Origin of the sequence: Candidatus Cloacimonas sp., from assembly GCA_035403355.1 — a bacterium.
In the GTDB taxonomy this organism is placed as follows: Bacteria; Cloacimonadota; Cloacimonadia; order Cloacimonadales; family Cloacimonadaceae; genus Cloacimonas.
The window spans coordinates 1-24,051 of the sequence record DAONFA010000013.1; the positions used below are offsets into that span (position 1 = coordinate 1).

Below are 24,051 nucleotides of genomic sequence, written 5' to 3' on the forward strand. Positions count from 1 at the left end.
TTCTGCATATAGTTGCAACCACAAAAAGAATCGGTTTAGAGTCAAAACAAACAGCATACCCGCCGCAACTACCCTATTTCCTTTCAAAAATAGTTGATTAACTAATCCTTCTTGTTTGTCCTATACCGCGGATGAGATTCCCGTATCAATCCCATATCGCGATACCGGAACGATACGGGAGTCATATCGGAATGTTATGGAGAAAATTCCGGGGTTGACCAGGAGGTCACCATTGCGGAAATAAAGCGTAAAAGGTGGATTGACAGGAAATCAGCATTGCTTTATGTCCCCTGTCGGGTTCATTTTTTAGCAAAATTCAATCCACTTGCAAGTATTTCTTGACAAAAAAAGGGCATTTTCTATAGTATTATTATTATGGATAAGCACCAAATCAGAGCACAAAACCTCGTAAAAATATACGGAAAAAGAGCCGTTGTAAATGACCTTTCTCTGGAAATGAGTCAGGGAGAAGTTGTGGGTATTTTAGGTCCTAATGGAGCAGGTAAAACCACTACTTTTTATATGATTATCGGTTTGGCAAAACCCAATCAGGGCAAGGTTTATTACGATGAAATGGAAATTTCCCGCAAGCCAATGTATAAAAGAGCGCGTTTAGGTTTGGGCTATTTGGCTCAAGCGCCCTCTATTTTTGCCAAATTGACGGTTGAAGAAAACATTCTGGCTATTTTGCAGACCCTTAAAATCAGCCGGAAAGAGCAAAAAAACCGTTTACAGGAAGCGTTGGAAGAATTGGGTTTAACTCCTTTGGCAAAACAGAAGGCATACACTCTTTCCGGAGGCGAAAGAAGAAAGCTGGAGATTACTCGCGCTCTGGTAACAAGCCCTACTTTTCTCTTTATGGATGAACCCTTTGCCGGAATTGACCCTATTGCCGTGGCTGATATTCAAGATATTATTGCTAAATTGCGGAGTAAAGATATTGGCATAATGATTACCGACCACAATGTTTTGGAAACTTTGAAAATTGTAAATCGGGCTTATATTATCTATGAAGGAAAAATTATTGTTTCAGGTTCTTCCCTGGAACTGATAAACGACGAAAAAGCCAAGGAAGTATATTTGGGCGAAAGATTTCTGGAAAGCCCTTTTGAGCAACAACTATGAGTGCAATGGAACAATATCTCTCGTTGAAGCAAAAACAGGAATTGGCTCTTAAGCCAAAAATGCTGCAATCCCTGAAAATGCTTGCCTTGCCGATTCTGGAGCTGGAAAGTTATATTAAGCAGGAACTGGTGAATAATCCTTTACTGGAATTGCGGGAAGAGAAAGATGAAGATGATATTGACGAAGGCAATTTTGCCCAACCAACTCCCGAAAGCCCTACTCCAATTGAAGAAAGCGATACAAATACAAGCCATTTGGAAACCTTGGCAGAAGCACAGGAATTGACAGATATTTTGGATAACTGGAATGAATATCACTCCGGTTACGAAAGCTGGTCTTCCGATAGTGAAACAGAACATACAGAATCACTTATCCGCTATGAAGAAAACGGTAAAGATAAATTTCTGGAGCAACTATACCCTTTTGAGCTACCGGAAGACGAAACAGATTTTATTACTGATTTGCTTGATTCGTGTGATAGTTACGGCTTTTTACCCAAAGGTTTTAACCTCAATAATCTGGCAAAAAAATATGATCTTACCCCTGAACGGGCTGAAGAACTGCATAAAATAATTCTATCCCTAAATCCCCAAGGTATTTCCGCCCGTAATATGGCAGAATGTTTGCTGGCTCAACTTACGGAAGAACAAAAGCAAAATCGCATTTTGGTGGGCTTGATTTCGGAACATTTTGAAAATCTTATTCACCGCCGTTACCAAAAAATTGCCTCTGCTTACGGTGTTTCGGAAGAAACCATTCTATTAGCCAAAGAACAGGTCTCCAAGCTTGATCCCAAACCCGGATTACGAATACTTTCTACTAATGCCGTTTATGTCTTTCCCGATGTAACAATGAAACTGATTGACGGTAAATATGAAATTATCATCAACGACCATATCACTCCCAATATTATTATCAGTCCCCGTTACCGGAAAATGATTAACCGGGGCTATTTTGACAAAGAGACGATGCAATTTGTGCGCGAACGCATCAATTCCGCTAAATTTTTAATAAAATCCATCTATATGCGAATGAGAACTTTGGAACGCGTTTCCCTTTCCATAATCAATCATCAATATGATTTCTTTTATTTGGGAACGGGACAAATGAAACCTCTCACTTATGCTGTAATTGCCAGAGACCTGGGAGTTAACGAATCTACTATCAGTAGAGTAGTGAAACATAAATATGCGGAAACCCCTTACGGGATTTATGCTTTCAAAGATTTCTTCACTTCCACCGCTGGCTTTGATGATGATTATCAAAGCATTTCCCGGCAAAAAGTTAAATCGCACTTGATTCATTTAATTGAAACAGAAAACAAAAAAAAGCCCTATAGCGATCAGGAACTGGTGGAACTTTTAAAAGCAGAAGGACTTAATATTTCCAGAAGAATTATTACCAAATACAGAGATGAATTGGGCATTTTGAACAGTCATCTCAGGAGAGAATAAATGCAACATACTCAAGTGATTATTATTGGAGGAGGTCCCGGTGGCTATGAAGCTGCCATCCGCCTAACTCAATATGGAATTACCTGTATGGTTATAGAAAAAGAACGGCTGGGTGGACTCTGTTTAAACTGGGGTTGCATACCTACCAAAGCTTTGGTAAAAAGTGCGGAATTATATACGGAAATGCGGTCTGCAGCTAATTGGGGCTTACCTGAAGCTGAATTTGCTTTGGACTACAGCAAACTCTGGCAACGCAAAAATGCCGTTGTAGAACAATTAGTCGGTGGTATCGAATTTCTTTTTAACAGACAGCATATTCCGGTTGTAAAAGCAACCGCTTTCTCAGTTAAAAATGAAGCCGGAAATTACATCGTAACAACTTTGGAAGGAGAAAGTTATAGCTGCGAGTATCTGATTTTAGCTACCGGCAGCGAAGCAAGAGAACTTCCCGAAATTAAAATAGACGAAAAGGATATCCTTTCCTCCACAGGCATTCTGCAAATGACGAAACTGCCCAAAGAGCTGGCTATTATTGGCGGAGGTGTTATCGGTTGTGAATTTGCCTCCATTTTTTCTGCCTTTGGCGTGCAAGTTACCATTATAGAATTTTTACCTCGCATCTTAACTACAGAAGACGAAGAAATCTCCAAACGAATGACTTTGCAGTTCAAAAAAAACGGAGTGAAAGTGCTTACTAATACCGGAGTGCAACAAATAACGAAAAAAGGAAATCGCCTGATTTTGCACTTGAATAATAACACTTGTTTTGAAACAGATAAGGTTCTGATGTGCGTGGGCAGAAAACCCTTAAACAATATTAAATGGGAAAAAATGGAACTAAAAACAAATAGAGAGGCAATCGTTATTGAGGAAACAATGCAGACCAATTATGATAAAATCTATGCTATCGGTGATGTAACAGGAAAACTGCAACTTGCTCATACGGCAAGTAAACAAGGTTTGATTGCTGCAAAACATATTGCTTCCAGAATCTATCCCGATAAATATGAAGCTCCGGTAGAACCACTCAACTATATAAATATTCCCCGTTGCACTTTTACGCATCCCGAAATTGCCTCCGTCGGCTATCTGCAAAAAGATGCTGAAGCAATTTTCGGAGAGGTGAAAGTGGGGAAATTTCCTTTTTCGGCAAACGGAAAAGCAGTAGCAATGGGTAATACAACAGGTTTTGTAAAGACCATTGCCCGTAAAGATACCTTAGAACTTGTCGGAATGCACATTATAGGTCCCAATGCTACAGAACTTATTGCTCAGGGAGCTATAATGATTGCCAATCACAATACGGCAGAAGACATTGATTCCGTTGTTTTTGCCCATCCCACTCTGGCAGAAACAATTATGGAAGCAATGGAAGACCTGCAAAATATTTCCATTCACAAAATCTAAAAGGAGGAATCCCAAATGCAGATCACTATTACAGCCCGCCATTTTGAGCTGACCAAAGCTATCCGTGATTATGTGGAAACAGCTTGTTCCAAACTGAACAAGTATTTTGACAATATCATCAATGTTCATATTACTCTGGCTTTGGAAAACAGCCGCAACATCTGTGAACTTTCGCTTCACGCCGCTAAATATTCTCTTCAAAGCGAAGTAGAAGAAATGGATATGTATCTTGCCATAGACAACGCTGTGGAAAAGATGGAAGGACAAATTAAAAAACTGAAAGATCGCATTACGGATCACCAGAAACGTGCTCTAAAACAACAATTTGAAACATATTCCCACGCCACAGATTTTCAGGTTGATTCTGAAAACAAGGTTCGCAAAACTATAAAAACCAAAAGAGTCGTAACTGAACCCCTCAGTTTGTCCGAAGCCGTGGAAAAGTTGGAAGCAAGCAAAGAGGATTTCCTGATTTTTAAGAACATTGAAAGCGACAGGATAAATGTTCTGGTAACCAAAGACCACGAGGTTTATAAACTGCTTGAACCATAATGGTTCAGTATTTTTTTAGCTGCCGAAGTTATTTTTTCGGCAGCTCTTTTTCTTTTTTTGCTGCTGCCCTATATCAGCAGTGCGTTATGAGTAACCGAATTTCGCTTACCGAAAAAGGATAACTGCCTTCGTTCCCGATAGCGAATTGGAATTCGGAAACCCTAATGCCGGAAGTGGATATTTATTTCACTGCCTTGTTTATAGGGTTACCCGGAAAATAAGTGAGGAACTTAAATGAAAGAAATTACCGTTCGTGACTTCTTTGATGCCAAAAAGAAAGACCTGGCATTATCTTTGATAACCGATCCCGAAACCCTGAACAAAAAAATCGGTTCACCTCATATCAATCGTCCCGGCTTAGCTTTGGCAGGTTACCTGGAAGTTTTCCCCTACGATAGAGTGCAAATTTTGGGTGAAACCGAAGTTCGCTATTTACAAAGTTTACGGGAGGAAGATTTATTCTACCGCATTCGGGATATGTTCAAAATGGATATTCCCTGCATCGTTATCTCCAAAGGGCTTTCCCTGCCGCCGGTTATTGAATACATTGCCAACGAACTAAACATTGCTCTCCTCTCCAGTCGGCTTACTACAATAAACTTAATAGCCAATCTTTCCCGTTATTTGCAGGATATTTTTGCCTTGGAGAAAACCCTGCACGCAACCTTGATAGATGTTTTCGGCTTGGGCATTTTGCTAACCGGAAAAAGCGGAATCGGGAAAAGCGAATGCGCTTTAGACCTTGTGCATCGCGGACACAGCTTGGTAGGTGATGATTTAATAACTTTGCGTTATATTGACGATCAATTGATTGGTAAGCCGGGACGCGAATTCGGTTACTTTATGGAAATTAGAGGTGTGGGCTGTATCAATGTAGAGCGTGTTTTTGGCATTGCTCATACCCGTAAACAAAAAACCATAGACCTGCAGATTGAACTTATGCCCTGGCAGGAAAATATGGATTACGAACGCATCGGGATGGTTAATAACTATGCCGAACACTTGGGAGTAAAAATACCTATCATCTATTTGCCTGTTTCTCCGGGAAAAAATGTATCGGTTATTGTGGAAGTTGCTGCAATGAATATGATTTTGAAAGGTGTGGGCTATGATGCAGCTGAGGACTTTAGCCGTAAAATAAACGAAGAAATCCGCAAAAAAACAATGCAAAAAAACATTGAAGGCAAGAGCGATGAAACAGGTAGAAGTGACAGTAACAAATAAACTGGGTCTGCATGCCAGACCCTCAGCCCTGTTAGTTAAAGCTGCCACTAAATACCGTAGTGATTTTTTTATTGAAAAGGACGGGATGAAAATAAACGGAAAAAGCATTATGGGCGTTATGATGCTTGCTGCAGAATGCGGTTCCAAACTTTTGCTGATTGCCGATGGGGTAGATGAGGACTATCTGCTGGCGGAAATTAAAGAAATGATGGAAAACGGCTTTGGAGAATAAATGCAAAAATTGAAGGGGACTTCTCTTAATAAAGGTATTGTTATCGGTTTCTCGCTGCATATTGCTCTTTCGGAACCGGAAATTGAATCGGGAAATATTACCGCAGCTGAGGTCTCCAGGGAAATCTCCCGTTTGCAGAATTCCCTTACTGCCGTTGAAGAAGAAATTAACCAGGAACTCCATTCCAGTAAATTACCCCCCAACGAAGCAGAAATAATCTCCACCCAGCTGGAAATTTTGAATGACCCCGAAATTTATAAACAGCTGACAACTGCCATTCAGAATAAACTGCAATTTGCCACTCAAGCGGTTGCTGAGTGCTTTAACAATATTATCAGGCATTTTGCCACAATGAAAAGTGAGACCTTTGCCGTGCGCTCTGCCGATTATCGTGATGTTTCTTTGCGTTTGTTAAATGCCTTAGCCGGAAACAGAAACACCCTGCAACACAAATTGAATGCAGACCATATTCTCCTTCTCACTGAAATTGTGCCCTCTCTGGTTGGCAAAATTGCTCAAGCTGGCATTAAAGCATACATTGTAGCCAAAGGCAGTTATAATTCCCATTCTGCAATTCTTTGCCGGGCTTTGGGTATGGTGGCTATTGCCAATATTCCCAATGTGTTAGAGCAAGTGAAAGATAATGAACTCTTAATTGTGGATGGCTATTCCGGTTTGTTAATAATCAATCCGGATGCGAAAACCCTGAAATATTACCGGCAGAAAGCTGAACAGGAAGAGGTCTTACAGCAACAACTGAAACAACAACAATCAGGAGAAGCTGAAACCTTAAACGGTATCAAAATTAAGCTTTTAACCAATGCCGGAGTGCCGGAAGAATTAAATATTATCAGTAAATTACCTTGCGAGGGTATTGGTTTATTTAGAACCGAATTTTTATATCTGGGAAAACAAAGTTTGCCTTCTGAAGATGAACAATTTGCCATCTACCGCAAATTCGCTGCTCAAATGAAACCTTTGCCGGTTACTATTAGAACTTTTGATTTGGGGGGAGATAAACTTGCTCCCGTAAATTCCGAAACCTTGGAAGAAAATCCCTATTTGGGTAATCGGGGAATAAGATTTTCGCTATCCCATCCCGATATTTTTTCCTCTCAGGTGAAAGCTATTTTAAGAGCTTCGGCTTTCGGCAAAATCCAAATTATGTTTCCGATGGTGATGGATGTAGAGGATTTTATTAAAGCCAGAGAATTTGTCCACAAGTGCCAGCAGGAACTTTCTAACCAAAATATTCCCTTTGATCCCGAAATTCCCTTGGGAGCAATGATAGAAATTCCCTCTGCAGCTTTTTGCTCGGATGCATTAGCTAAAGAGTGTGATTTTTTAAGTATCGGAACTAACGACCTGGTGCAATATACTTTAGCTTCCGATCGTAATAATGAAATGGTTTCATCTTTTTATATTCAACATCATCCTGCCGTCCTTGGGCTGATTAAACTAACGGTAAAAAATGCCGCTAAATATCAGACCCCGCTTTCCGTATGCGGAGAAATGGCTTCTCAACCAAAATATGTTCCCCTTTTAATTGGAATGGGTATTCGGGAATTAAGTGTAAATCCGGGTAGCTTTTTTGCCATTAAAGCCATTGTGCATAAATGCGATGCCAAACTTTTTACATTAACCGAAAACCTGGATTTTAACAGTTCTCTCTCCGCAGTGGAACAACTATTGGAAAAGGACTTAAAACCCTATTATCAAAATACGGAGGAATAAATGCTACGCTACGAATATCACAATCTATTGGCTTCTTGCCAGATGCACGGCAATTTGCCGATTGAAAAATTGCAGGAATATACCGAGCTGGGAAAAAATGCCCATAACGAAATTATGGCAGACCGCAAAGCTGATATTTTGGGATTTTATGCTTTACCGGATTGCTCTACAAAGCATATAGACGATTTTATCGCTAAGCTTAATCCCGCTTTTGATACAATGCTGGTTTTAGGCATTGGTGGCTCCGCTTTAGGCAATAATGCCTTATATTCTGCCTTGAAAACGGAGGCGGAATTACCCCGTAAGCTCTTTGTTTATGATAATGTTGACCCCGTTTTTCTCTACGAAATCCTGTCCCAAATAAACTTGAATACTACTATTGTGAATGTTATCACTAAAAGCGGAACCACAGCTGAAACAATGGCTGGTTATATGATTGTGGCAGATATAATTAAACGCAAATTCCCGCAGGACTACCAAAAACGGATTATTATCACTACGGACAAAGAAAAGGGGTTTTTAAGACAGGTAATTAACCAGGAGGGCTATTCTGGTTTTACCGTTCCAGATAATGTGGGAGGCAGGTTTAGCGTTCTCTCCGATGTGGGTTTGCTTTCTTCTGCCTTTACCGGAATTGATCTTAAAGCATTGCTGCAAGGGGCAAAAGATATGCGGGAAATTTGTTTAAATCCCGATATTTGGAAAAATCCTGCTTATCTTAACGGACTAATTCATTTTCTCTATTACCGCCAGGGCAAAAATATCAGCGTTATGATGCCCTACAGCAATTCCCTTTATGCTCTTGCCGATTGGTATCGTCAACTCTGGGCTGAAAGTTTGGGTAAACGAAAGGACATCAAAGGCAGAGAAATTTATGTGGGACAAACACCTGTGAAAGCATTAGGAACCACCGATCAACATTCTCAGGTGCAACTCTATACTGAAGGTCCCAGCGATAAGGTCTTCACTTTCTTAACCGTGGAACACTTTAAACACGATTACACTATCCCAAATCTGCATCCTGAAAGAGAAGAGGTGAATTATTTAGGTGGCAGGAAACTTTCCGAACTGCTTAACGCAGAACGATTTGCTACGGAAATTGCCCTCAGCAAAGCAATGCGTCCTAACTGTAATATTGTCTTTCCTCAAATTGATGAATACAACCTGGGACAATTCATTATGCTCTATGAAATCCAAACGGTTTTTACCGGTAAACTTCTTCGCATCAATCCCTTAGACCAACCCGGAGTGGAAGCCGGAAAAATAGCTACCTACGCTTTGATGAATAAAAAGGGCTACGACCAGGAACGAGCTGAAATTGATAAGTATAAACAGGAGCACGGCTTAACCTAACCAGTATATAGAAATAGCTGCTACCCTTCTTGCAATACATCGGATTGGGTTTTAAGTGTAGAAACCAGAAACTTAACTAAAAACTCCGGTTGATAGGAAAGTTTTGCCTGTCGTAACCCTATTAGCCCTAAATCCTGTTCTCTATTCAAATATTTATATCGCTTTTGCAGGTATTTTGCCGTTTCCCAGTTAACTAATTGAGCAGCACCTTTTTTATCGGGGTCAAACTTTTCAAAATGCTCTGTAACCATTTCCTGTGTCTGAGGAGAAAAGATAGAAAACGCAGCAATTTTATCGTGCAGGCAAATAATAATACCTTCTGCAGGTAAAAGGTCCCACATTGCCAAAGCGTTTTCAATTGCCTTAATTTCCGTCATCAGATAAATTCCTTCAGCGCTGCGTTCTCTTTTCCATTTATAGGTAAAACGCAATAGCACATCAAATTTATCGCTGGTTACAGGCAAAACCTGATAATCAGGATAGGCACGGATAAATTGAGAAATCAGGTTCTTCTTTTTCGCCAGAGTTTTGCCCGAAAGATTAACTAACCGGTCTATGCTGTAAACATAATCTGCCCAAGCTCTATCCTCTTGGATTTCAAAGTAATCGTTAAGTTCAGGAGTTTTTGCATAATACTCTTCTGGAATGATATTTAACTCCGCTTCGGGATATTCCTGCTTAAAAAGCAACACCAAATCAGCCAAATCCCGCGCCGTATAATTATCCCCTAAAGGAAAACAGACATTCTGATATTTGGGATTGAAAATAACCAGGTTATCCTGCCAGAGAAGATACTGATTTCCATATATTTTTCCCCAGGCAAGAAGATTGGTTATATTAAAATCGCAATTCCGGCGTGGATACCGAGCTAAAAAATCCCGCAGCAAAGGTATCTGCTCTTCAGTTATCAGATGCAAACCTTCCATTGCTTATTCACTTAGTAAAAATGGCGTGTAAGAAGTCATAACTTTAAAACCTAAACCCTCGTAAAAACCCTCGTAACCCGGCTCACTGATTAGCCCTATCCACTGCAGTTTATTATCCTTCAAATAATTCACCAAAGTGCGAATAATGCCTTTGCCGAACCCGTTGCCACGATATTCTTTCCGCACAGTTACATCCTGAATGTAGGCATCACTGATACCATCACTGATGGCTCGTCCCATACCTACAATGTTATTATCTACCGTAGCAATAACGAAACAAAAGGAATTAGCAACGATTTGGGCAATAACATCCAAATCTTGCTCCCCATCTTCCGATTTCCACCACCCCGCCTGCAAATAGAGCTCTAAAACAGCTTTTGCATCGGTTTCGTGCACAATTTTATAACTTGCCTGAATCATAATATATTTACATCCTGCCACTTAACAGTGTTTATATTCTTCTGTTATTAACTATGGATGAAGATGCTAATTTTTGTCAAGCACCGTTTTGTAGCTCTCACGGATTTTGTAGATTTCATAGCTCTCACAGATTTCACTGATAACACAGATTTTATAACTCTCACAGATTTCACTGATAACACAGATTTTATAACTCTCACAGATTTCACTGATAACACAGATAAAAGATTAGAAAACGAATATTTGAAGATAAACCTAAATTCTTCTTGATATTTCACCCTTCTTCATTCCTCTCTTTTTCTCTTTCTCTTTCTCTCTTTGTTAAAAGTCCTCTTTTTTCTCTTTTTCTCTTTTTCTCTTTCTCTCTTTGTTCAAAAATCAGCTTTTCCTCTTTTTCTCTTTCTCTCTTTTTCTCTTTCTCTCTTTGTTCAAAATCCTCTTTTCCTCTTTGTTCAAAACCTCTTTTTTCTCTTTTTCTCTTTCTCTCTTTTTCTCTTTGTTCAAAAGACCTCTTTTCTCTCTTTTTCTCTTTGTTCAAAATCCTCTTTTCCTCTTTTCCTCTTTGTTCAAAACCCTCTTTTTCTCTTAGAAAAAAAAACCCCTTCCAAGGAAGGGGCTTAGGTCTTTGACTTAGGAGGTCGCACATTGTGACTTTTGGGGGAAAAGTCACTAACCGGTAAGGGGGTACCGGTTTTTGAGATTCGTTATTTTAAGAGAGCAATAGCTGTGCCAAACTTTTAGGCACTTGTAACCGAATATAATACATACAGATACGACATTAGGTGCCTTTTATGGTTGAGGCAATTTGTGGAACTTTTTACTCATTATGTTGATTTATTTCCGCAATCGCGGTTTTTTTTCTTTCCCTGACCGCAAAAATTACACCCCTTATTCCATCCCAAAACTCCAAGACCACTTAGCGCACTAAAAAACTCTTAACTCGGTATAAATCATTACAATCCGTTTAATCTGTGAAATCCTGTGAAATCTGTGTAATCTGTGAGAGCTATAAAATCTGCGTAATCTGCGTCATCTGCGTGAAATAATTTCTGTGGTTTATCCATAAATCCTCTAATCCTGCGCATTAAAAAAAGAGCTTGACCGCTATCTCAATTATGCCATAAAGGTTTTACATTACGAATAAGCAGGAAATAGAAAACATGAAGATAGATGAAGCAAGTCAACTCACAATACCTATTTTTGAAGATAATCCAAAATCTTCAGTTTGGGTTATATTAAATCAGGTTAAGATGATAGAAGTCCTGGCAGAGATTCAAAAAACATCTAATTTAGACCTGACGAAAAACAGAGTTACTAAATTGAAAGCGATTATAACCAATTATAGCAAAGATAAAGAGGGACTTTTAAATATTGAGGCAAACGGAGATACAATTTCTTTGCGGAGAGATATTCTCCTTTCCGAACTGGAGCAAATTTTGGAATCCCAGACATTGGAGAGAGCACAATATTACCTGAAGCGTTTAATAAATGGAATAAAAAAGGAAAAAACAAGCAAAATTAACGATATCAATCTGCTTCGCTGGAAAGAATATGACGAAATCCTAACCGATAGTTTGTGGCTGTTTGATAAAAGAAATACTTCCGGAGCTCATTTGGGCTGGTATTGGGGTAATTTTGTTCCACAAATTCCCCATCAAATGATGCTGAGATATACCAAAAAAGAGGACTGGGTTTTAGATACTTTTTTAGGAAGTGGAACTACGCTTATTGAAAGTAAAAGATTGGGAAGAAATGGAATAGGGATAGAATTGAATGCAGAAGTTGCAAGCAAGGCAGAACAACTAATAAAAACAGAACCGAATAAATATAATGTAGTTAGTGATATACTTATCGGTGACAGCAGAACGATAGACATTAAGCCAACTTTAAATAAATATGCTACGGAAAAAGTTCAGCTTCTTATTATGCATCCGCCTTATCATGACATTATCAAATTTTCTAAAGATGACAAAAATGACCTTTCCAATGCTGAGACGATAGAGGAATTCCTGAAAATGTTTAAAGGAGTGGTTGATAATGTAACGCCCTATTTGGAAAAAGGACGCTATCTCATTTTGGTTATTGGCGATAAGTATTCCAAAGGAGAATGGATACCTTTGGGCTTTTACTGTATGCAAGAGGTCTTAAATAGTGGTTACCTGCTTAAAAGTATTATTGTGAAGAACTTTGAAGAAACCCGGGCAAAAAGAAATCAACAGGAGCTTTGGCGTTATAGAGCACTGGTAGGTGGTTTTTATGTATTTAAACATGAATATGTAATGCTTTTTAAGAAGAAATAGACAGGAGAACAAGATGCCCTTATTCAGCCATAAACAATTATTGAATTTGAAATTGAGTAGTATCAAAAGCGAGAATTTAAAGGAGTTAGCAGTTAATCTTGGCATTTCCCCAAAAGGTTCTACCTCAGAAATCACGAAAAGAATTTTAGAAATGCAACCCCTACCCCCTGAAAATATTATTGATGCTTTCATTAAAACCCTCTATCTCCAAAAAATACAGGAACGGAAAGAACTTATCTCAGATGCAGATTTAAGAAATGAAGTTTCTAAGGTAAAAAATTTCGCCTGGAGCACTACCCAAGGAGGGTTGGATCAAAAAATTCAAAAAGAGTTCGTAAGAAGATATTGTCACTACGATGATTTAATCAACCATGTAAAACTTACTCTCCATGATGATGTAACCAATTATGCAATATGCAGTTGGTATAATCACTGGACTACTGTTTATATTGAAGAACATATTGGGGCACATCCTAAAGTTATTCCAACTATCAAGAATATAAAAGGAATTGATCTTTTCTTTGCCGGGCAACCCTTTGATTTAAAAATAACTTATATCCCCAAAGAATATAACATAGCTAATGCTTTGCAGAATCCTCTGGATTTAGCTGTATGGATGTATGAAAACCAAGGCGCTGAAAGGTTTGGAGCCGATAATAGGATATTTATCATTCTTTTGGATAAAGAGAATCCAGCCAAAAGCTGGGAATTGAAAAGAAATTTTGAGCTGATATTTAGGGCAATTGATGCTTTCTTTACAAATGACAATGTCTCTGCCCAGGATGAAATTGCTTTTACTTATCATAAAAAATCCTATACAACTATCGCCAAAGTGCTGATGATTACCAAATAAAGTATTGTATTTTACGGGAGAAATCAGCTACATTTTTGGCAAAATAAAAACGGCTGCAGTAAAGAGCTACAGCCGTTATATGTAATAGTTATATTTGCGGTGCCATCGGTGTTTTCGGTGTTTTCGGTGCTTTCGGTGGCTAATCAATAAATCCTCTTAATCCTTAAATCCTGAAATCCTTGTTTCTAAAGTTCAATCCCAAAAATCCCACAAATCCTGTTCATCCCAGACCTATTCATTTTTTAATCTGTGCTATCTGTGTAATCTGTGAGAGCTATAAAATCTGCGTAATCTGCTCCCTCTGCGTAATCTGCGTGAAATATTTTCGCTATTTCAGGGTAGTGTCTTACGCGGGATTTTCCCAAAATCCGGTTTCAGCGGAGGGTTTTTCTTTATTTCTGCCAGGCAGGTTTTGATGGCAACATCCAGTTGCGGGTCTTTTCCTTCTACATAATCCTGAGGCATAATATCCACTTCAATATCGGGATCGGTTCCATAATTTTCCACACCCCAGCCGACATCTTTGAACCAAAAACTGAATTCCGGTTGAGTAGTAATTGTTCCATCCACCAGCCAATGCCTGGGCCAAATTCCGATTACTCCCCCCCAAGTTCTTTTACCAATCAGTTTTCCTAAGCCCAAAAGTTTGAAACTGTGGGAGAAAATATCGCCATCGCTACCGGCATGTTCATCCGTAATACAAACCATAGGACCCATGGGAGCATTATCCATATAAGGATTGGCACCCCACCAACGGGTTTTATCATAGCCGATTCTTTTGCGTGCCAGTTTTTGGAGCAGTAATCCAGAAACGCTGCCTCCTCCATTACTACGGACATCAATAACCAGTCCTTCGTGATCCACTTCTGCCAAGAAATAGCGATGGAATTCTATCAAACCATCTTTTTGCATATCCGGTATATGCAAATAGCCAAGTTTGCCTTTAGAGGCATTATGGACATACTCACGATTACTTTCTACCCAATCCCGATAACGAGCTTGCGTTTCATCTTTCATTGTAGGCAGGGTTACCACTTTTTCTTCTTTACCATCGGGGCTGGTAACACTTAGCTGAACTTGTTGTCCGGCTAAATTTAAAGTTAATCTTTCCGGAGGTGTAGTTTTATTTACGGGAATTCCATTTACGGCTTTAATTATCCAGCCCTCGGAAACATTAATACCTGGGTTCATAAAAGGCGAACGATTTTCGCTTAGCCAATGGTCTCCTTTTAAAATACGGATTATTTCATAGCCCTTTTTGCGAGCATTATAGCGATAATCAATGCCCAATTTGCCGATTCTATAATTTGGACTTTGACGATAGTCCCCGCCAAATTCATAACAGTGGCTGGTGCCCAATTCGCCTTGCACTTCCCACATCAGATCGGAAAAATCACTTCTGCTGGCACAACGCTCAACTAATGGATAATAGCGGTCAAAAACCTTTTGCCAGTTAATTCCTGCCATATCTTCCACCCAATATTGTTGTGTCTGTAAACGCCAGGCCTCTTTAAACATTTGTTGCCATTCTGCAACAGGCACAATTTCCACAGAAAAACGGCTCAAATCAATATAGCCGCTCTTTTTTCCGGGTGTTGCCTCTGCAGGCAGTTCAGCTTTGGGCTCAAGTTTAGTAGAAATTACCCGGAGTTTATCCTTTTGGCGAATTAAAATAGCAGAGCCATCCTGGCAGATATGATAACCTGTAATATCTTTGGCATAAGTCCAGCTCTCCAGTTTGTTCAAATCGTAGCACATCAAATCAAACTTGTTTTCATCATCTGCTCTGTTTTCCAGAGGCATATTCACATAGAACAAGCGGTCTTTGATTGCACTCAAACCACCATAAATTCCGGAGGAAACAGGAAATTCTATTACGCGGTCACATATCCCTTCAAAATCAATTTCTACCGGTTTAATTTCGTCTTTGGGTTCTTTTTCTTCTTTTTTCTCATCTTTTTTAGGGGTTTCCGGTTTTGCTTCAAAGGGCTTCGGTTCCTGAATAAAAGGAGAACGCAGCTCTTTTTTCAACGGAATTAAATAGGGTTTATAGGAATTGGGGTAGATGAAATCAAACTGAATGCCATCCGGTAAAGGATTTAAATTGCGCACCGACACAAAATAGAGATACTTTCCTTCCGGATCAAAAACAGGAGCGGTATCATTTAACACAGGTTTACTTACTATATGCAATTGATTTTCTTTACTATCCCAGATAATAATATGCCTGGTGTTACGGTCACGATTTATGCTATAAGTTAGCCAGCGTCCATCCGGAGACCAATTAAGTTCCCAAATTAGGCCAAATTCGTTCCGGTCTATCGTTTTGAATTCTTTGCTTTCCAAATCTAAAACTATCACCTCGCAACGGTGATTTTCAATAGCCACCAGAGAGCCCTTAGGAGCAGGGACAAAAGATGTAACTCTGCCCAAATCGGGATTATCAATAATCACCACTTCTTCGGTGACCTTTTCAAAATCCTGGCGCAAAGGGTGAATTTCAAAACGCTCATAGCCAGGTTCATCAGACAGCAAAAGCAGATGTTTTCCGTCCGGCAAAATTTGGGGCAGACGATAACGCACTCCTTGATGCCAACCATATTGTTGCACACTGCCTTCCCAATTTCCACTAACTAATGCCTTCCCGCGTAATTCTAAAGAAAGGGAACCACCATCAGGTGAAAGATATACATTTTCCAGATTTTGGGGTGGACTAACAAATTTGCGTTGCCTCTGAACCATCGGACTGCTATAAGCAAAAGACAATTTCCGGGGCTTGTTTTCTTTTATATCCATCAACCAAAGTTCTGCTCCCGCGTGCCAGATAATAGTTTTTCCATCGCTATAAGCACCGCGGGCATAATAATCCTTATGCTGGCTGTGTTTTTGCAGGTCTTTGCCCTCTGGCGTGCAAGAATAAATATTGCCAATTCCTTCGTGGTCACAGATAAAATAAATCCTGTTGCCAATCCACATCGGGCAGGCAAAGTTCCCATTTAAATCAATCAGTTTCTTGAATTTGCCATCGCCGTTTTTATCAATCAAAACATAGCCGGCAGTTCCACCCCGATATCTTTTCCACCTTGCAGGATTGCCTGTATTTCTACCTAAAACAACTCCTTTTTCACCAAAAGAAATATCGGATGCCCTTCCATAAGGTAATTCCACCGGAGCTCCACCTTCACTTTCAATTTCGAAAAGTTTGTCATAACCCCGGAGAAAAGAACTGTGAGAAGAAGCGAAAATAATTTTGCTGCCTTTCCATCCCAGCGTATAAAGATAAGCTCCCAAATAAGTTATGCGTTTTGCTTCGCCACCTTCGGAAGGCATTAGATAAATTTCGGAAATTCCTTCTTCCGTGCTGGTAAAAGCAATTTGCTTACCATCAGGAGAAAACTGAGGATAGCGAATCATACCCAAATTGGCAGTTAGACGCCTGGCAACTTTTTCTTTTAAGTTAAAAGTCCAGAGGTCATCTTCAGCAATAAAGACCACTTGATCTTTATAGATAGCAGGTTGACGATAATACGCGTGCATAAGGATGCTCCTTTTGTAGATTAAATTTTAACAGCTAAGGCAATAGTTTTGATACGGGATATAAGCGTCAAGAAGTTTATTAAAGGCAATTTTGCAAGACCTGTTGCCTGCTTTTAGACAACGCATAATTCCCTGCCAAGTTGAATCTTTTATACTTCTTTATAACTTCTTTAACGACTCTTTAACAAAGTAAATGGATTGTTAAAGGATCGTTAAAGAGTCGTTAACGAAATGACCAGGCAACAGGTAATTAGATAAAATTTACAAGGAAATATTATAAAGTAACGCGATTACGGGTGCACAACCCTTTTACTCTTCGCTCTTTGCCCTCGGCTCTCTGCCCTCTGCCAAAAGCCCTTGTACCGGCTAATGTACCGGCGGACGCCGTTCCGCCGTTTTTTTTTATTCGGCGCTACAGCGAGCGCCGGTACAAAGCGAGCGCCGGTACAAAGTATTACCTGTTAACCTGTTAACCTGTTAACCTTTAACCTGTTAACCTTTAACCTGTTAACCTGTTAACTTTGAACGACAAGGATGTCGTTCTTCCGAATAAATAAAGCCCCGAGCTCAATTAAGAAAGCCCCGAGCTTATTCAGTTCGGGGCTTTCATCACTTGTTAACCTGCTAACCTGCTAACTCGTTAACCTTTTTCACCAGTTAACTTGCTAACCTGTTAACCAGTTAACTTATTTCATCATTATCATTTTCTTGGTGCTGCTGTATTTTCCAGCTTGCATCTTATAGTAATAGACGCCACTGGAAACAGAGCGACCGTTATCATCGGTTCCATTCCAAACAATGGTATGATTTCCAGGTTCCTGAACACCTTTCAGCAAGGTTTTCACCAGCTGACCTTTAATGTTATAGATACCAATGGTTACTGGTTCTCTATCTTTAACACTGTAGGAAATGGTGGTTTCCGGATTGAAGGGGTTAGGATAGTTATTATTCAATGCTGTGGCAACTACAGGAATTTCAGGATCATTAATATCGTTTCCGGCAACTGTAACATCATCAACACAGAAGAAGAAGGCATCATTGGAAAGGCATTGAATACCAATGTAAAGAGGTCCCGGCTGGGTAATCTGATAGGTGTATTCAGTCCATTCCACCGGTGCTTGAATGTAGTTTGCACCACTAATAATAGTGAAGCTACCGGGAATAGTATTATTAGAAACACCTACTTTGAATCTTTCCAATCCATAATCAGCCACATAACTTCTTGCCCAGAACTTGATGGAACTTGCTCCTGTTAATTGCGGAGTAATCATCCAGTCATTATTGGGAGGAGTGGTAGAAGCAAAACAGCAAGCCATTTTGCTTCCAGTGTGTGCTGCAAGAGTAGTCATCGCTGGAGTTGTGGCTGTTGGATTGAAGATTATAAATGCCATCGGGCTATAGGCATTTTCCCAGGTATAATTTTCAATACCGTAAGTTGCACTTAAATCAACATCTACCAGCGTCCACGGAGCAAAAGTCAAAGCGAAGTTAGCATAGTTCTCAAAGCTATCACTAAACAAATCAGATACTGGAGGCAACTGGAAGTTTACGGTAGTAGTTTGACCGGTTACAACTATGATACCGGAATGCGTAACAGAAGCATAATTGGGATGGCTGGCAGTTACACTGTGAGTTCCAGCCAGCACAGACATACTGTATGCACCACTGGCATTGGTAGTAGCAGTTACATCTCCGCAGGTAACAGTGGCTCCTGAAATTGGTTGATTCTGCATATTGCGCACGATACCGGCAATAGTTCCAATTTCATGATACTGTGGTAAAGCATTGGAGAAGGTAGCTACAGAATAAGCGCCACCGGTATAGACAGCTTTCACTGCCCATTTATAAGTTCCATCCGGTAAAGAAGGCCAATCATCATCGGCATAGCTCAAAGCACTAATAGGAGTGCTGGTTAAAGAAGTCCAGGCACTTTCATTGGTTTCCTGACCTTGCAGTAAACGCCATACCTGATAACCTGTCAGCACTCTGTAGCCATCAAAAGAAGGAACTGGAGCAGGAGGAAGCGATTTGATATTAGCAACAGGTTGAGTTTCAGTTCCATTTCCAATTACACGACTGATAGGACTGGTAGGATAAACCATTTTGGGAGCTGGTGTCGGTGCCTGAGAAGCTGTAAAAAGCTGTTCCGGACTGAATGTTATAACTTTGGTAGGGGATCCGATAAGAACATCATCCACGAACCAAACATACCACATTCCATCAGCTGAAGGCGGATCATCTGCATGCCAGGCAAGCTTAATTTGCTGTCCTGCATAGGTAGCAAGATTAACAGTAATCGGGGTGGCATAATAATTCCATCCACCGGTTTGGGCAGTTGCATCCCAAAGGACAGTCCAGGTTCCGCCATTATCGGTAGAAATCTTGATGTAATAGTGATCACTATTAGTGGAACCAAGATACACATAGCTCCAGAACTGTAAAACAGCATTACTGGGGCAAGGGAATTGAGGCGTAATCAACCATTCATCCTGGTTAACATAATCCCACCACATTGCTGCTTGATAGGAACCACCATGAGGAGGTACTGCAGGGTCAAGAGCTACGGTTCCAACTTGACACCAGGTTGGATAGACACCAGTTGTTCCTGCTGCACCTGTATCGGTAATAATTTGGCTCCAGTCAGTAGGCGGGAAGGTTGCACCTTCAAAGCCCTCAGTAATACCTGTAGCCGTTCCGGGGGCTTCCCAAGTGATATTGGCAATGGCGCCGGTATCTTCTGCATGCACATTTACAGGAGGCAAAGTAAGCTCTGTAAGCACGAAGTTTTGAGTTGTGGTTTGTAAACCGACAATTACTACACCTGCCTGTGAACCGGGTTGATAACCTGGCTTAGTACAAGTTACAGTGTAGGTTCCGGCATAAACACCAAAGCTGAAATGTCCGGTAGCATTACTTTGACCGGTATATTCACCGGCGGTAATGGTAGCACCTTGAACAGGTAGATTGGTTCCGAATTCGGTTACTGTTCCGGTTAAGGTTCCCATCATACCTTTGTGAATTTCATTGGAGAAAGCGGCATTGGAAAATACATTATTAGAATAGACCGCTTTCACGGCAAATTTATAAACACCTGAAGGTAAGGGCTGCCAGGCATTATCTACATAAGTGGTAGGAGTTATACTGGTGGGAGTTAAGGTTGTCCAGTTTGCTTCATTGCCTTGATCGGCAGCTAAGAGACGATATACTCTGTAGCCAAGCAAAACACGGTCATCATTTCTGCTCCCTGCAGCATTTTTAACAAAGAGAGAGCTATTCTTTACAGTAAGAACAGGTGCTGCAGTAGGAGCTGAAAATCCAACATAACCTTGAATATTCCAGTTGTAGTTCAAATCAGGATTCTGGGCAGTCAAAGTAGTCCAAGAACCACCAAAATACATCATATTGCCAAAGCCGTCAACAGCAGGACCCGCATCGCAGCCGGCAGGATATCCACCAGTAACCACATTACGATATCCAAACCAAAGTTCTTCATTACCTGTAACGGTTACGGGGCTATTTAATTCAACAGTATTATAAGTATCAAGCACAGGTGTAAATGCCTGGTCAACAACCATATTAGCTGGTTGAGTAGCAGTTCCACCAGTCCAAACACGAACTGAGAAAGTTCCTGCCTGGGCAGGCCATACTTTTAGTGTATATAAGCTCATTCCAGCATAATCGGCAAGAGCGGATGCAGGGTAACGAATGTAAACATCAAAGTCGTTAGCACCACCAGTTCCTATGCTATCGTCATTTTCACCACTGTCATAATGCAGCCATTCACCTACGGCAGCAGGATTGGGTGGTTGCCAGGTAACAGTTACATTACTGAAATTAGCAGCTTCTGCAGCAACTACTGCATAAGGAGGAAATGCTAATTCGTTAACAGTGATATCACCCATATTTACATTTGTTGTTCCAACAACGACCTGACCCGTTGCCTGTTGATAGCCGGTTGCATTTACAACATAGTTATAGGTTTGACTGGCAAACACATTAGTAATAGTGAAGTTACCGGTAGCATTGGTTGTTGCCTCGTAAGGTTCATAACCGCTTAAAGTAATTGTAGCGCCAGCCAAACCAACTGTGGGCTGATCACTTCCAACTACGCGTCCGGTTACTGTAACTTGTGGCAGTAGAGTAAGATCAAAGTTTTGGGTTGAGGTTTGGTCTTCCACAATGGTCACAGTATGCGTAACTTCGTTATAACCGTGCTTTGTAGCCATAACTTGTTGGGTTCCAATCGGCACATATTGGAAGTTATAAGAACCATCAGCAGCAGTAAGGGTATGGAAAACAGTTCCTACAACTGTAACTGAAGCACCTTCCAAAGGAGCAGCTGAAGAGCTAACTACTCCGGTAAGAGAACCCATATCGGAAATAGTCATATACAATCTGGCATTAGCTCTATTGGTAGAAGTGGTTCCAGTTGTTGCAGATGATGCAGGTGAGCTATCACTCTGGAACCGTAAGCAGCTGGGATAAGCAGTAGGCGTGTAAGGAACAGAAGCATTTTGAGTATAAGTACCGGGAATAATATCTGTGCAAATATCAATTAAGAGGTTGGAAGCACCGTTCCAGAAGAAGGGAGTAGTGAAAGTATGCACATTCCATCCGGCTGTAGGTAAGTAACTGGGACTATTCCAAACAGTAGTATATTCCCCTACTTCAAATGTTGTAGTTAGCTCGGTCTGATCTGTATGTTTTACTTTTATAGTGTAGTTCGGCATAGCGGAGCAGTTATTCACTGAAGTAACATTAAATGCCAAAGCATTAATCAAACCAGGTGCACCACCGGCTGCGTAGATATCAGCAGCAGTATATAGATATTGCTGACGGAAGTTCTTCCAGTAGGTCCCGTAAGGTGTGGGAGCACCGGTAGTGCTATTTGTGGCAGTTCCCTGACCGATTTGCACTACGGTAAGCCCTGCTTCCATTACTTGAACAGTAAGGTTTCCTGTTTGATTATTGGTAGCAATTTCGTCACCCGCAAGTTCCACTACACCATATAAATAGGTGGTTTCTACAGTAGTGGGAGTCCAGCTAAGGTTGAAGGAAGCTGTCTCTAAAGAAGCGATAGAAGTACCAGCAGCAGTAGCCAGTTGCACGCCACCTTCTTTCATCAGTTTTACGGTGTAGTTGGTTTGAGTGGCAGTTCCATTGTTTTTAACCGTGATTGTATAGGTTGCAGGTGAATTAACATTAGGAGTTCCGCTTCCGGTAATGGTAAGACAAGACAAATCATTTACAATCTGCTGCCCAGTATAAAAGATTGTGGTTTTGGGAACCTGTCCTACAGGAGTAGTTCCGGCAGGAGGATTGGCAGGATCGTAAGCGGTTCCATCACTTTGAACTTTTAAAGTGCGGTTGGTGCCAATGGTTAAACCATAAAAATTATCAGAAGAAGAATAATAGTCCGTATCCATTGGACGCTGTACCATCATTACCAGATTTCCAGGAGTATGCATATAGGGGGTTTGCAAGGGAATGGTAATGGTGTTGGCACCGGAAGGATAGGTAATATTGCCATCAAAGACCAAAGTCATCTGCGTGGAAGGAATCCAACCACCACTTAAGTCCTGAACATTAGTTGAGCCCAACCAAATCTTGGTGGCACCATTGGTAGGGGAATCAAAAAAGTTATTGTAAAAAGCCAAAGAAGTTATAGTGCCGCTGACAAAGCCAAGTTCATCGGACATATAAATGGTCTCGGAGAGGGAGTTCTTCCAGAAGAAATCCATCGGAATACGCATCGTTTCTGTGCCATCGGCAATAGTAACTGCCTGAACACCAGCTGGTTGAACAGCAATGGGTAAAGGAGCTGTCTGGTCGTTAGTAGTATTTTGATCACCGGCTAAAACAACCTTACCTATAAGAGTCATTGGTCCGGCTACAGTAGGAGTCCAAGGAATTTGAAAACTGAGTGTCTGAGCAGGTTGAATTGCAGTTCCAGCTACATTTCCCAGTTCATTATTATTACCATCAATCAGTTTTACCTGATAGGTGGTTTGAGGATTGGAACCCCGGTTACGGACAGTTACGGTATAAGTAGCTGATATTCCAACAGAAGGAGTAGTGTTACCGGAAATACCTGTTGCAGCAAGATCATTAGGTTGTGCTACTACCGGATTAAATTCGTAAACAGTTCCCTGAACGGGGAAAGTAGTAATATTGTTGGTCTCGGTAGTTGTAGAGGCAGTTCCAGTAATTGGGTCAATACTATAATACCATCCGGAACCTCCAGGACCCATATTTATCCCAATAGAAGCTGAAGGATTATTGGGCGTTCCGCCACTCGCTCCATAGATAATACTAATCTTTCCTGTTTCATATAGTTGAACTTGAAAATTAAAACCAACAGGACCGCTGTAGTTCCATTTGGCGTCTGTATATTGAATAGTGAAGATACGATTGGGTGCAGTTCCAGTCATTTCATAGGATACTGTTCCCGAAGCCATACTAAGGTCGTCCCAAAGAGGGGCAACAACAGGTTGATAAGATGTGGAGGCAAGATTGTTAGTTAGGTTACTTCCAGTTTGAGAAGTACCTAAGCCAACCCAGCCGTTGGTAGAGATTTTTACTTCGCTAAAAGAAAAATCTCCATACCCAAAAGTGAATCCAATAGGGATAGCAGCGGAAATTGCATCATCAGATGAAATTCCTGCACTAGTCCCTGTAATTGGTGTGTATGTACCTGTAGTGGCTGTAAAAGAATAGTATTCATCAATTGCAGCCCAGGACAAGCATACCATGAATATCATCACGAGGAGTAATGATAATCGTTTCATAGTTATCTCCTTTCCCTTTTTATTGTTATTGGGGTTATTTTTGGTTTAATTTCCGGAAAAACAGTCACCATCCTGCCCTCGGAAACTGTTACCGGAGTTTAACTTTAGGACATTATCTTCCTGCATTATTGTAATAACAGGAAACC

Annotated in this window: 15 protein-coding genes; 10 read left to right on the top strand and 5 right to left on the bottom strand. The window is 40.6% G+C overall.

Annotated elements, in window-relative coordinates:
• The first annotated feature begins 375 nt into the window (after positions 1 to 375).
• The 8 genes from lptB to PLE33_04685 all read left to right on the top strand — a co-directional run bounded on the left by lptB (position 376) and on the right by PLE33_04685 (position 9,081).
• Positions 376 to 1,125, top strand: coding sequence for an LPS export ABC transporter ATP-binding protein (gene lptB / locus PLE33_04650; GenBank protein HPS60532.1), 750 nt, complete (start codon positions 376 to 378; stop codon positions 1,123 to 1,125).
• Positions 1,122 to 2,579: an RNA polymerase factor sigma-54 gene (gene rpoN, locus PLE33_04655; protein ID HPS60533.1), complete on the top strand. Its 1,458-nt coding sequence runs from the start codon at positions 1,122 to 1,124 to the stop codon at positions 2,577 to 2,579. Before lptB ends, rpoN begins: the two co-directional genes overlap by 4 nt.
• Positions 2,580 to 3,986, top strand: a complete 1,407-nt coding sequence (lpdA, locus tag PLE33_04660; GenBank protein ID HPS60534.1) for a dihydrolipoyl dehydrogenase — start codon at positions 2,580 to 2,582, stop codon at positions 3,984 to 3,986. It begins immediately after the preceding gene.
• Between the two features lie 15 nt (positions 3,987 to 4,001).
• Positions 4,002 to 4,538 carry a ribosome-associated translation inhibitor RaiA gene (raiA, locus tag PLE33_04665; GenBank protein ID HPS60535.1) on the top strand — a complete coding sequence of 179 codons (537 nt, stop codon included), beginning with the start codon at positions 4,002 to 4,004 and terminating at the stop codon, positions 4,536 to 4,538.
• A gap of 234 nt (positions 4,539 to 4,772) precedes the next feature.
• Positions 4,773 to 5,762, top strand: a complete 990-nt coding sequence (hprK, locus tag PLE33_04670) for an HPr(Ser) kinase/phosphatase (protein HPS60536.1) — start codon at positions 4,773 to 4,775, stop codon at positions 5,760 to 5,762.
• The gene (locus PLE33_04675; protein HPS60537.1) at positions 5,731 to 5,994 is read left to right on the top strand and encodes an HPr family phosphocarrier protein; all 264 of its coding nucleotides are present in this window, start codon (positions 5,731 to 5,733) and stop codon (positions 5,992 to 5,994) included. The genes hprK and PLE33_04675 overlap by 32 nt, the downstream gene beginning before the upstream one ends.
• Positions 5,995 to 7,728, top strand: a complete 1,734-nt coding sequence (gene ptsP / locus PLE33_04680) for a phosphoenolpyruvate--protein phosphotransferase (GenBank protein ID HPS60538.1) — start codon at positions 5,995 to 5,997, stop codon at positions 7,726 to 7,728.
• Positions 7,729 to 9,081 (top strand): glucose-6-phosphate isomerase, encoded by a 1,353-nt coding sequence (locus PLE33_04685; GenBank protein ID HPS60539.1) that lies wholly within the window; start codon positions 7,729 to 7,731, stop codon positions 9,079 to 9,081.
• 20 nt (positions 9,082 to 9,101) lie between these two features.
• Here PLE33_04685 and PLE33_04690 read toward each other — a convergent pair whose 3' ends face one another.
• From PLE33_04690 to PLE33_04700, 3 genes are all read right to left on the bottom strand, one after another.
• On the bottom strand, positions 9,102 to 10,007 hold the full coding sequence (locus tag PLE33_04690; GenBank protein HPS60540.1) for a phosphatidylglycerol lysyltransferase domain-containing protein: 906 nt from the start codon (positions 10,005 to 10,007) through the stop codon (positions 9,102 to 9,104).
• A 3-nt stretch (positions 10,008 to 10,010) separates the two neighbouring features.
• On the bottom strand, positions 10,011 to 10,448 hold the full coding sequence (locus PLE33_04695; protein HPS60541.1) for a GNAT family N-acetyltransferase: 438 nt from the start codon (positions 10,446 to 10,448) through the stop codon (positions 10,011 to 10,013).
• Positions 10,449 to 10,701: 253 nt separating this feature from the next.
• Positions 10,702 to 10,965: a hypothetical protein gene (locus PLE33_04700; protein ID HPS60542.1), complete on the bottom strand. Its 264-nt coding sequence runs from the start codon at positions 10,963 to 10,965 to the stop codon at positions 10,702 to 10,704.
• Between the two features lie 622 nt (positions 10,966 to 11,587).
• Here PLE33_04700 and PLE33_04705 point away from each other — a divergent pair.
• Both PLE33_04705 and PLE33_04710 read left to right on the top strand, forming a co-directional pair.
• Positions 11,588 to 12,727, top strand: coding sequence for a DNA methyltransferase (locus PLE33_04705; protein ID HPS60543.1), 1,140 nt, complete (start codon positions 11,588 to 11,590; stop codon positions 12,725 to 12,727).
• 13 nt (positions 12,728 to 12,740) lie between these two features.
• Complete coding sequence (locus tag PLE33_04710; protein ID HPS60544.1) at positions 12,741 to 13,580, top strand: hypothetical protein; 840 nt, start codon at positions 12,741 to 12,743, stop codon at positions 13,578 to 13,580.
• Positions 13,581 to 13,913: 333 nt separating this feature from the next.
• On the opposite strand, the gene PLE33_04715 is transcribed toward PLE33_04710, so the two are convergent.
• Positions 13,914 to 17,117 carry a PDZ domain-containing protein gene (locus tag PLE33_04715; protein HPS60545.1) on the bottom strand — a complete coding sequence of 1,068 codons (3,204 nt, stop codon included), beginning with the start codon at positions 17,115 to 17,117 and terminating at the stop codon, positions 13,914 to 13,916.
• Positions 17,118 to 17,803: 686 nt separating this feature from the next.
• Positions 17,804 to 23,905: a carboxypeptidase regulatory-like domain-containing protein gene (locus tag PLE33_04720; protein HPS60546.1), complete on the bottom strand. Its 6,102-nt coding sequence runs from the start codon at positions 23,903 to 23,905 to the stop codon at positions 17,804 to 17,806.
• Between the last annotated feature and the right edge of the window lie 146 nt (positions 23,906 to 24,051).

What these genes read in the sequence shown, in the direction of transcription:
- lptB (HPS60532.1), top strand. Translation starts at nt 376, where the DNA reads ATGGATAAGCACCAAATCAGAGCACAAAACCTCGTAAAAATATACGGA.
- rpoN (HPS60533.1), top strand. Translation starts at nt 1,122, where the DNA reads ATGAGTGCAATGGAACAATATCTCTCGTTGAAGCAAAAACAGGAATTG.
- lpdA (HPS60534.1), top strand. Translation starts at nt 2,580, where the DNA reads ATGCAACATACTCAAGTGATTATTATTGGAGGAGGTCCCGGTGGCTAT.
- raiA (HPS60535.1), top strand. Translation starts at nt 4,002, where the DNA reads ATGCAGATCACTATTACAGCCCGCCATTTTGAGCTGACCAAAGCTATC.
- hprK (HPS60536.1), top strand. Translation starts at nt 4,773, where the DNA reads ATGAAAGAAATTACCGTTCGTGACTTCTTTGATGCCAAAAAGAAAGAC.
- PLE33_04675 (HPS60537.1), top strand. Translation starts at nt 5,731, where the DNA reads ATGAAACAGGTAGAAGTGACAGTAACAAATAAACTGGGTCTGCATGCC.
- ptsP (HPS60538.1), top strand. Translation starts at nt 5,995, where the DNA reads ATGCAAAAATTGAAGGGGACTTCTCTTAATAAAGGTATTGTTATCGGT.
- PLE33_04685 (HPS60539.1), top strand. Translation starts at nt 7,729, where the DNA reads ATGCTACGCTACGAATATCACAATCTATTGGCTTCTTGCCAGATGCAC.
- PLE33_04690 (HPS60540.1), bottom strand. Translation starts at nt 10,007, where the DNA reads ATGGAAGGTTTGCATCTGATAACTGAAGAGCAGATACCTTTGCTGCGG.
- PLE33_04705 (HPS60543.1), top strand. Translation starts at nt 11,588, where the DNA reads ATGAAGATAGATGAAGCAAGTCAACTCACAATACCTATTTTTGAAGAT.
- PLE33_04710 (HPS60544.1), top strand. Translation starts at nt 12,741, where the DNA reads ATGCCCTTATTCAGCCATAAACAATTATTGAATTTGAAATTGAGTAGT.
- PLE33_04715 (HPS60545.1), bottom strand. Translation starts at nt 17,117, where the DNA reads ATGCACGCGTATTATCGTCAACCTGCTATCTATAAAGATCAAGTGGTC.
- PLE33_04720 (HPS60546.1), bottom strand. Translation starts at nt 23,905, where the DNA reads ATGAAACGATTATCATTACTCCTCGTGATGATATTCATGGTATGCTTG.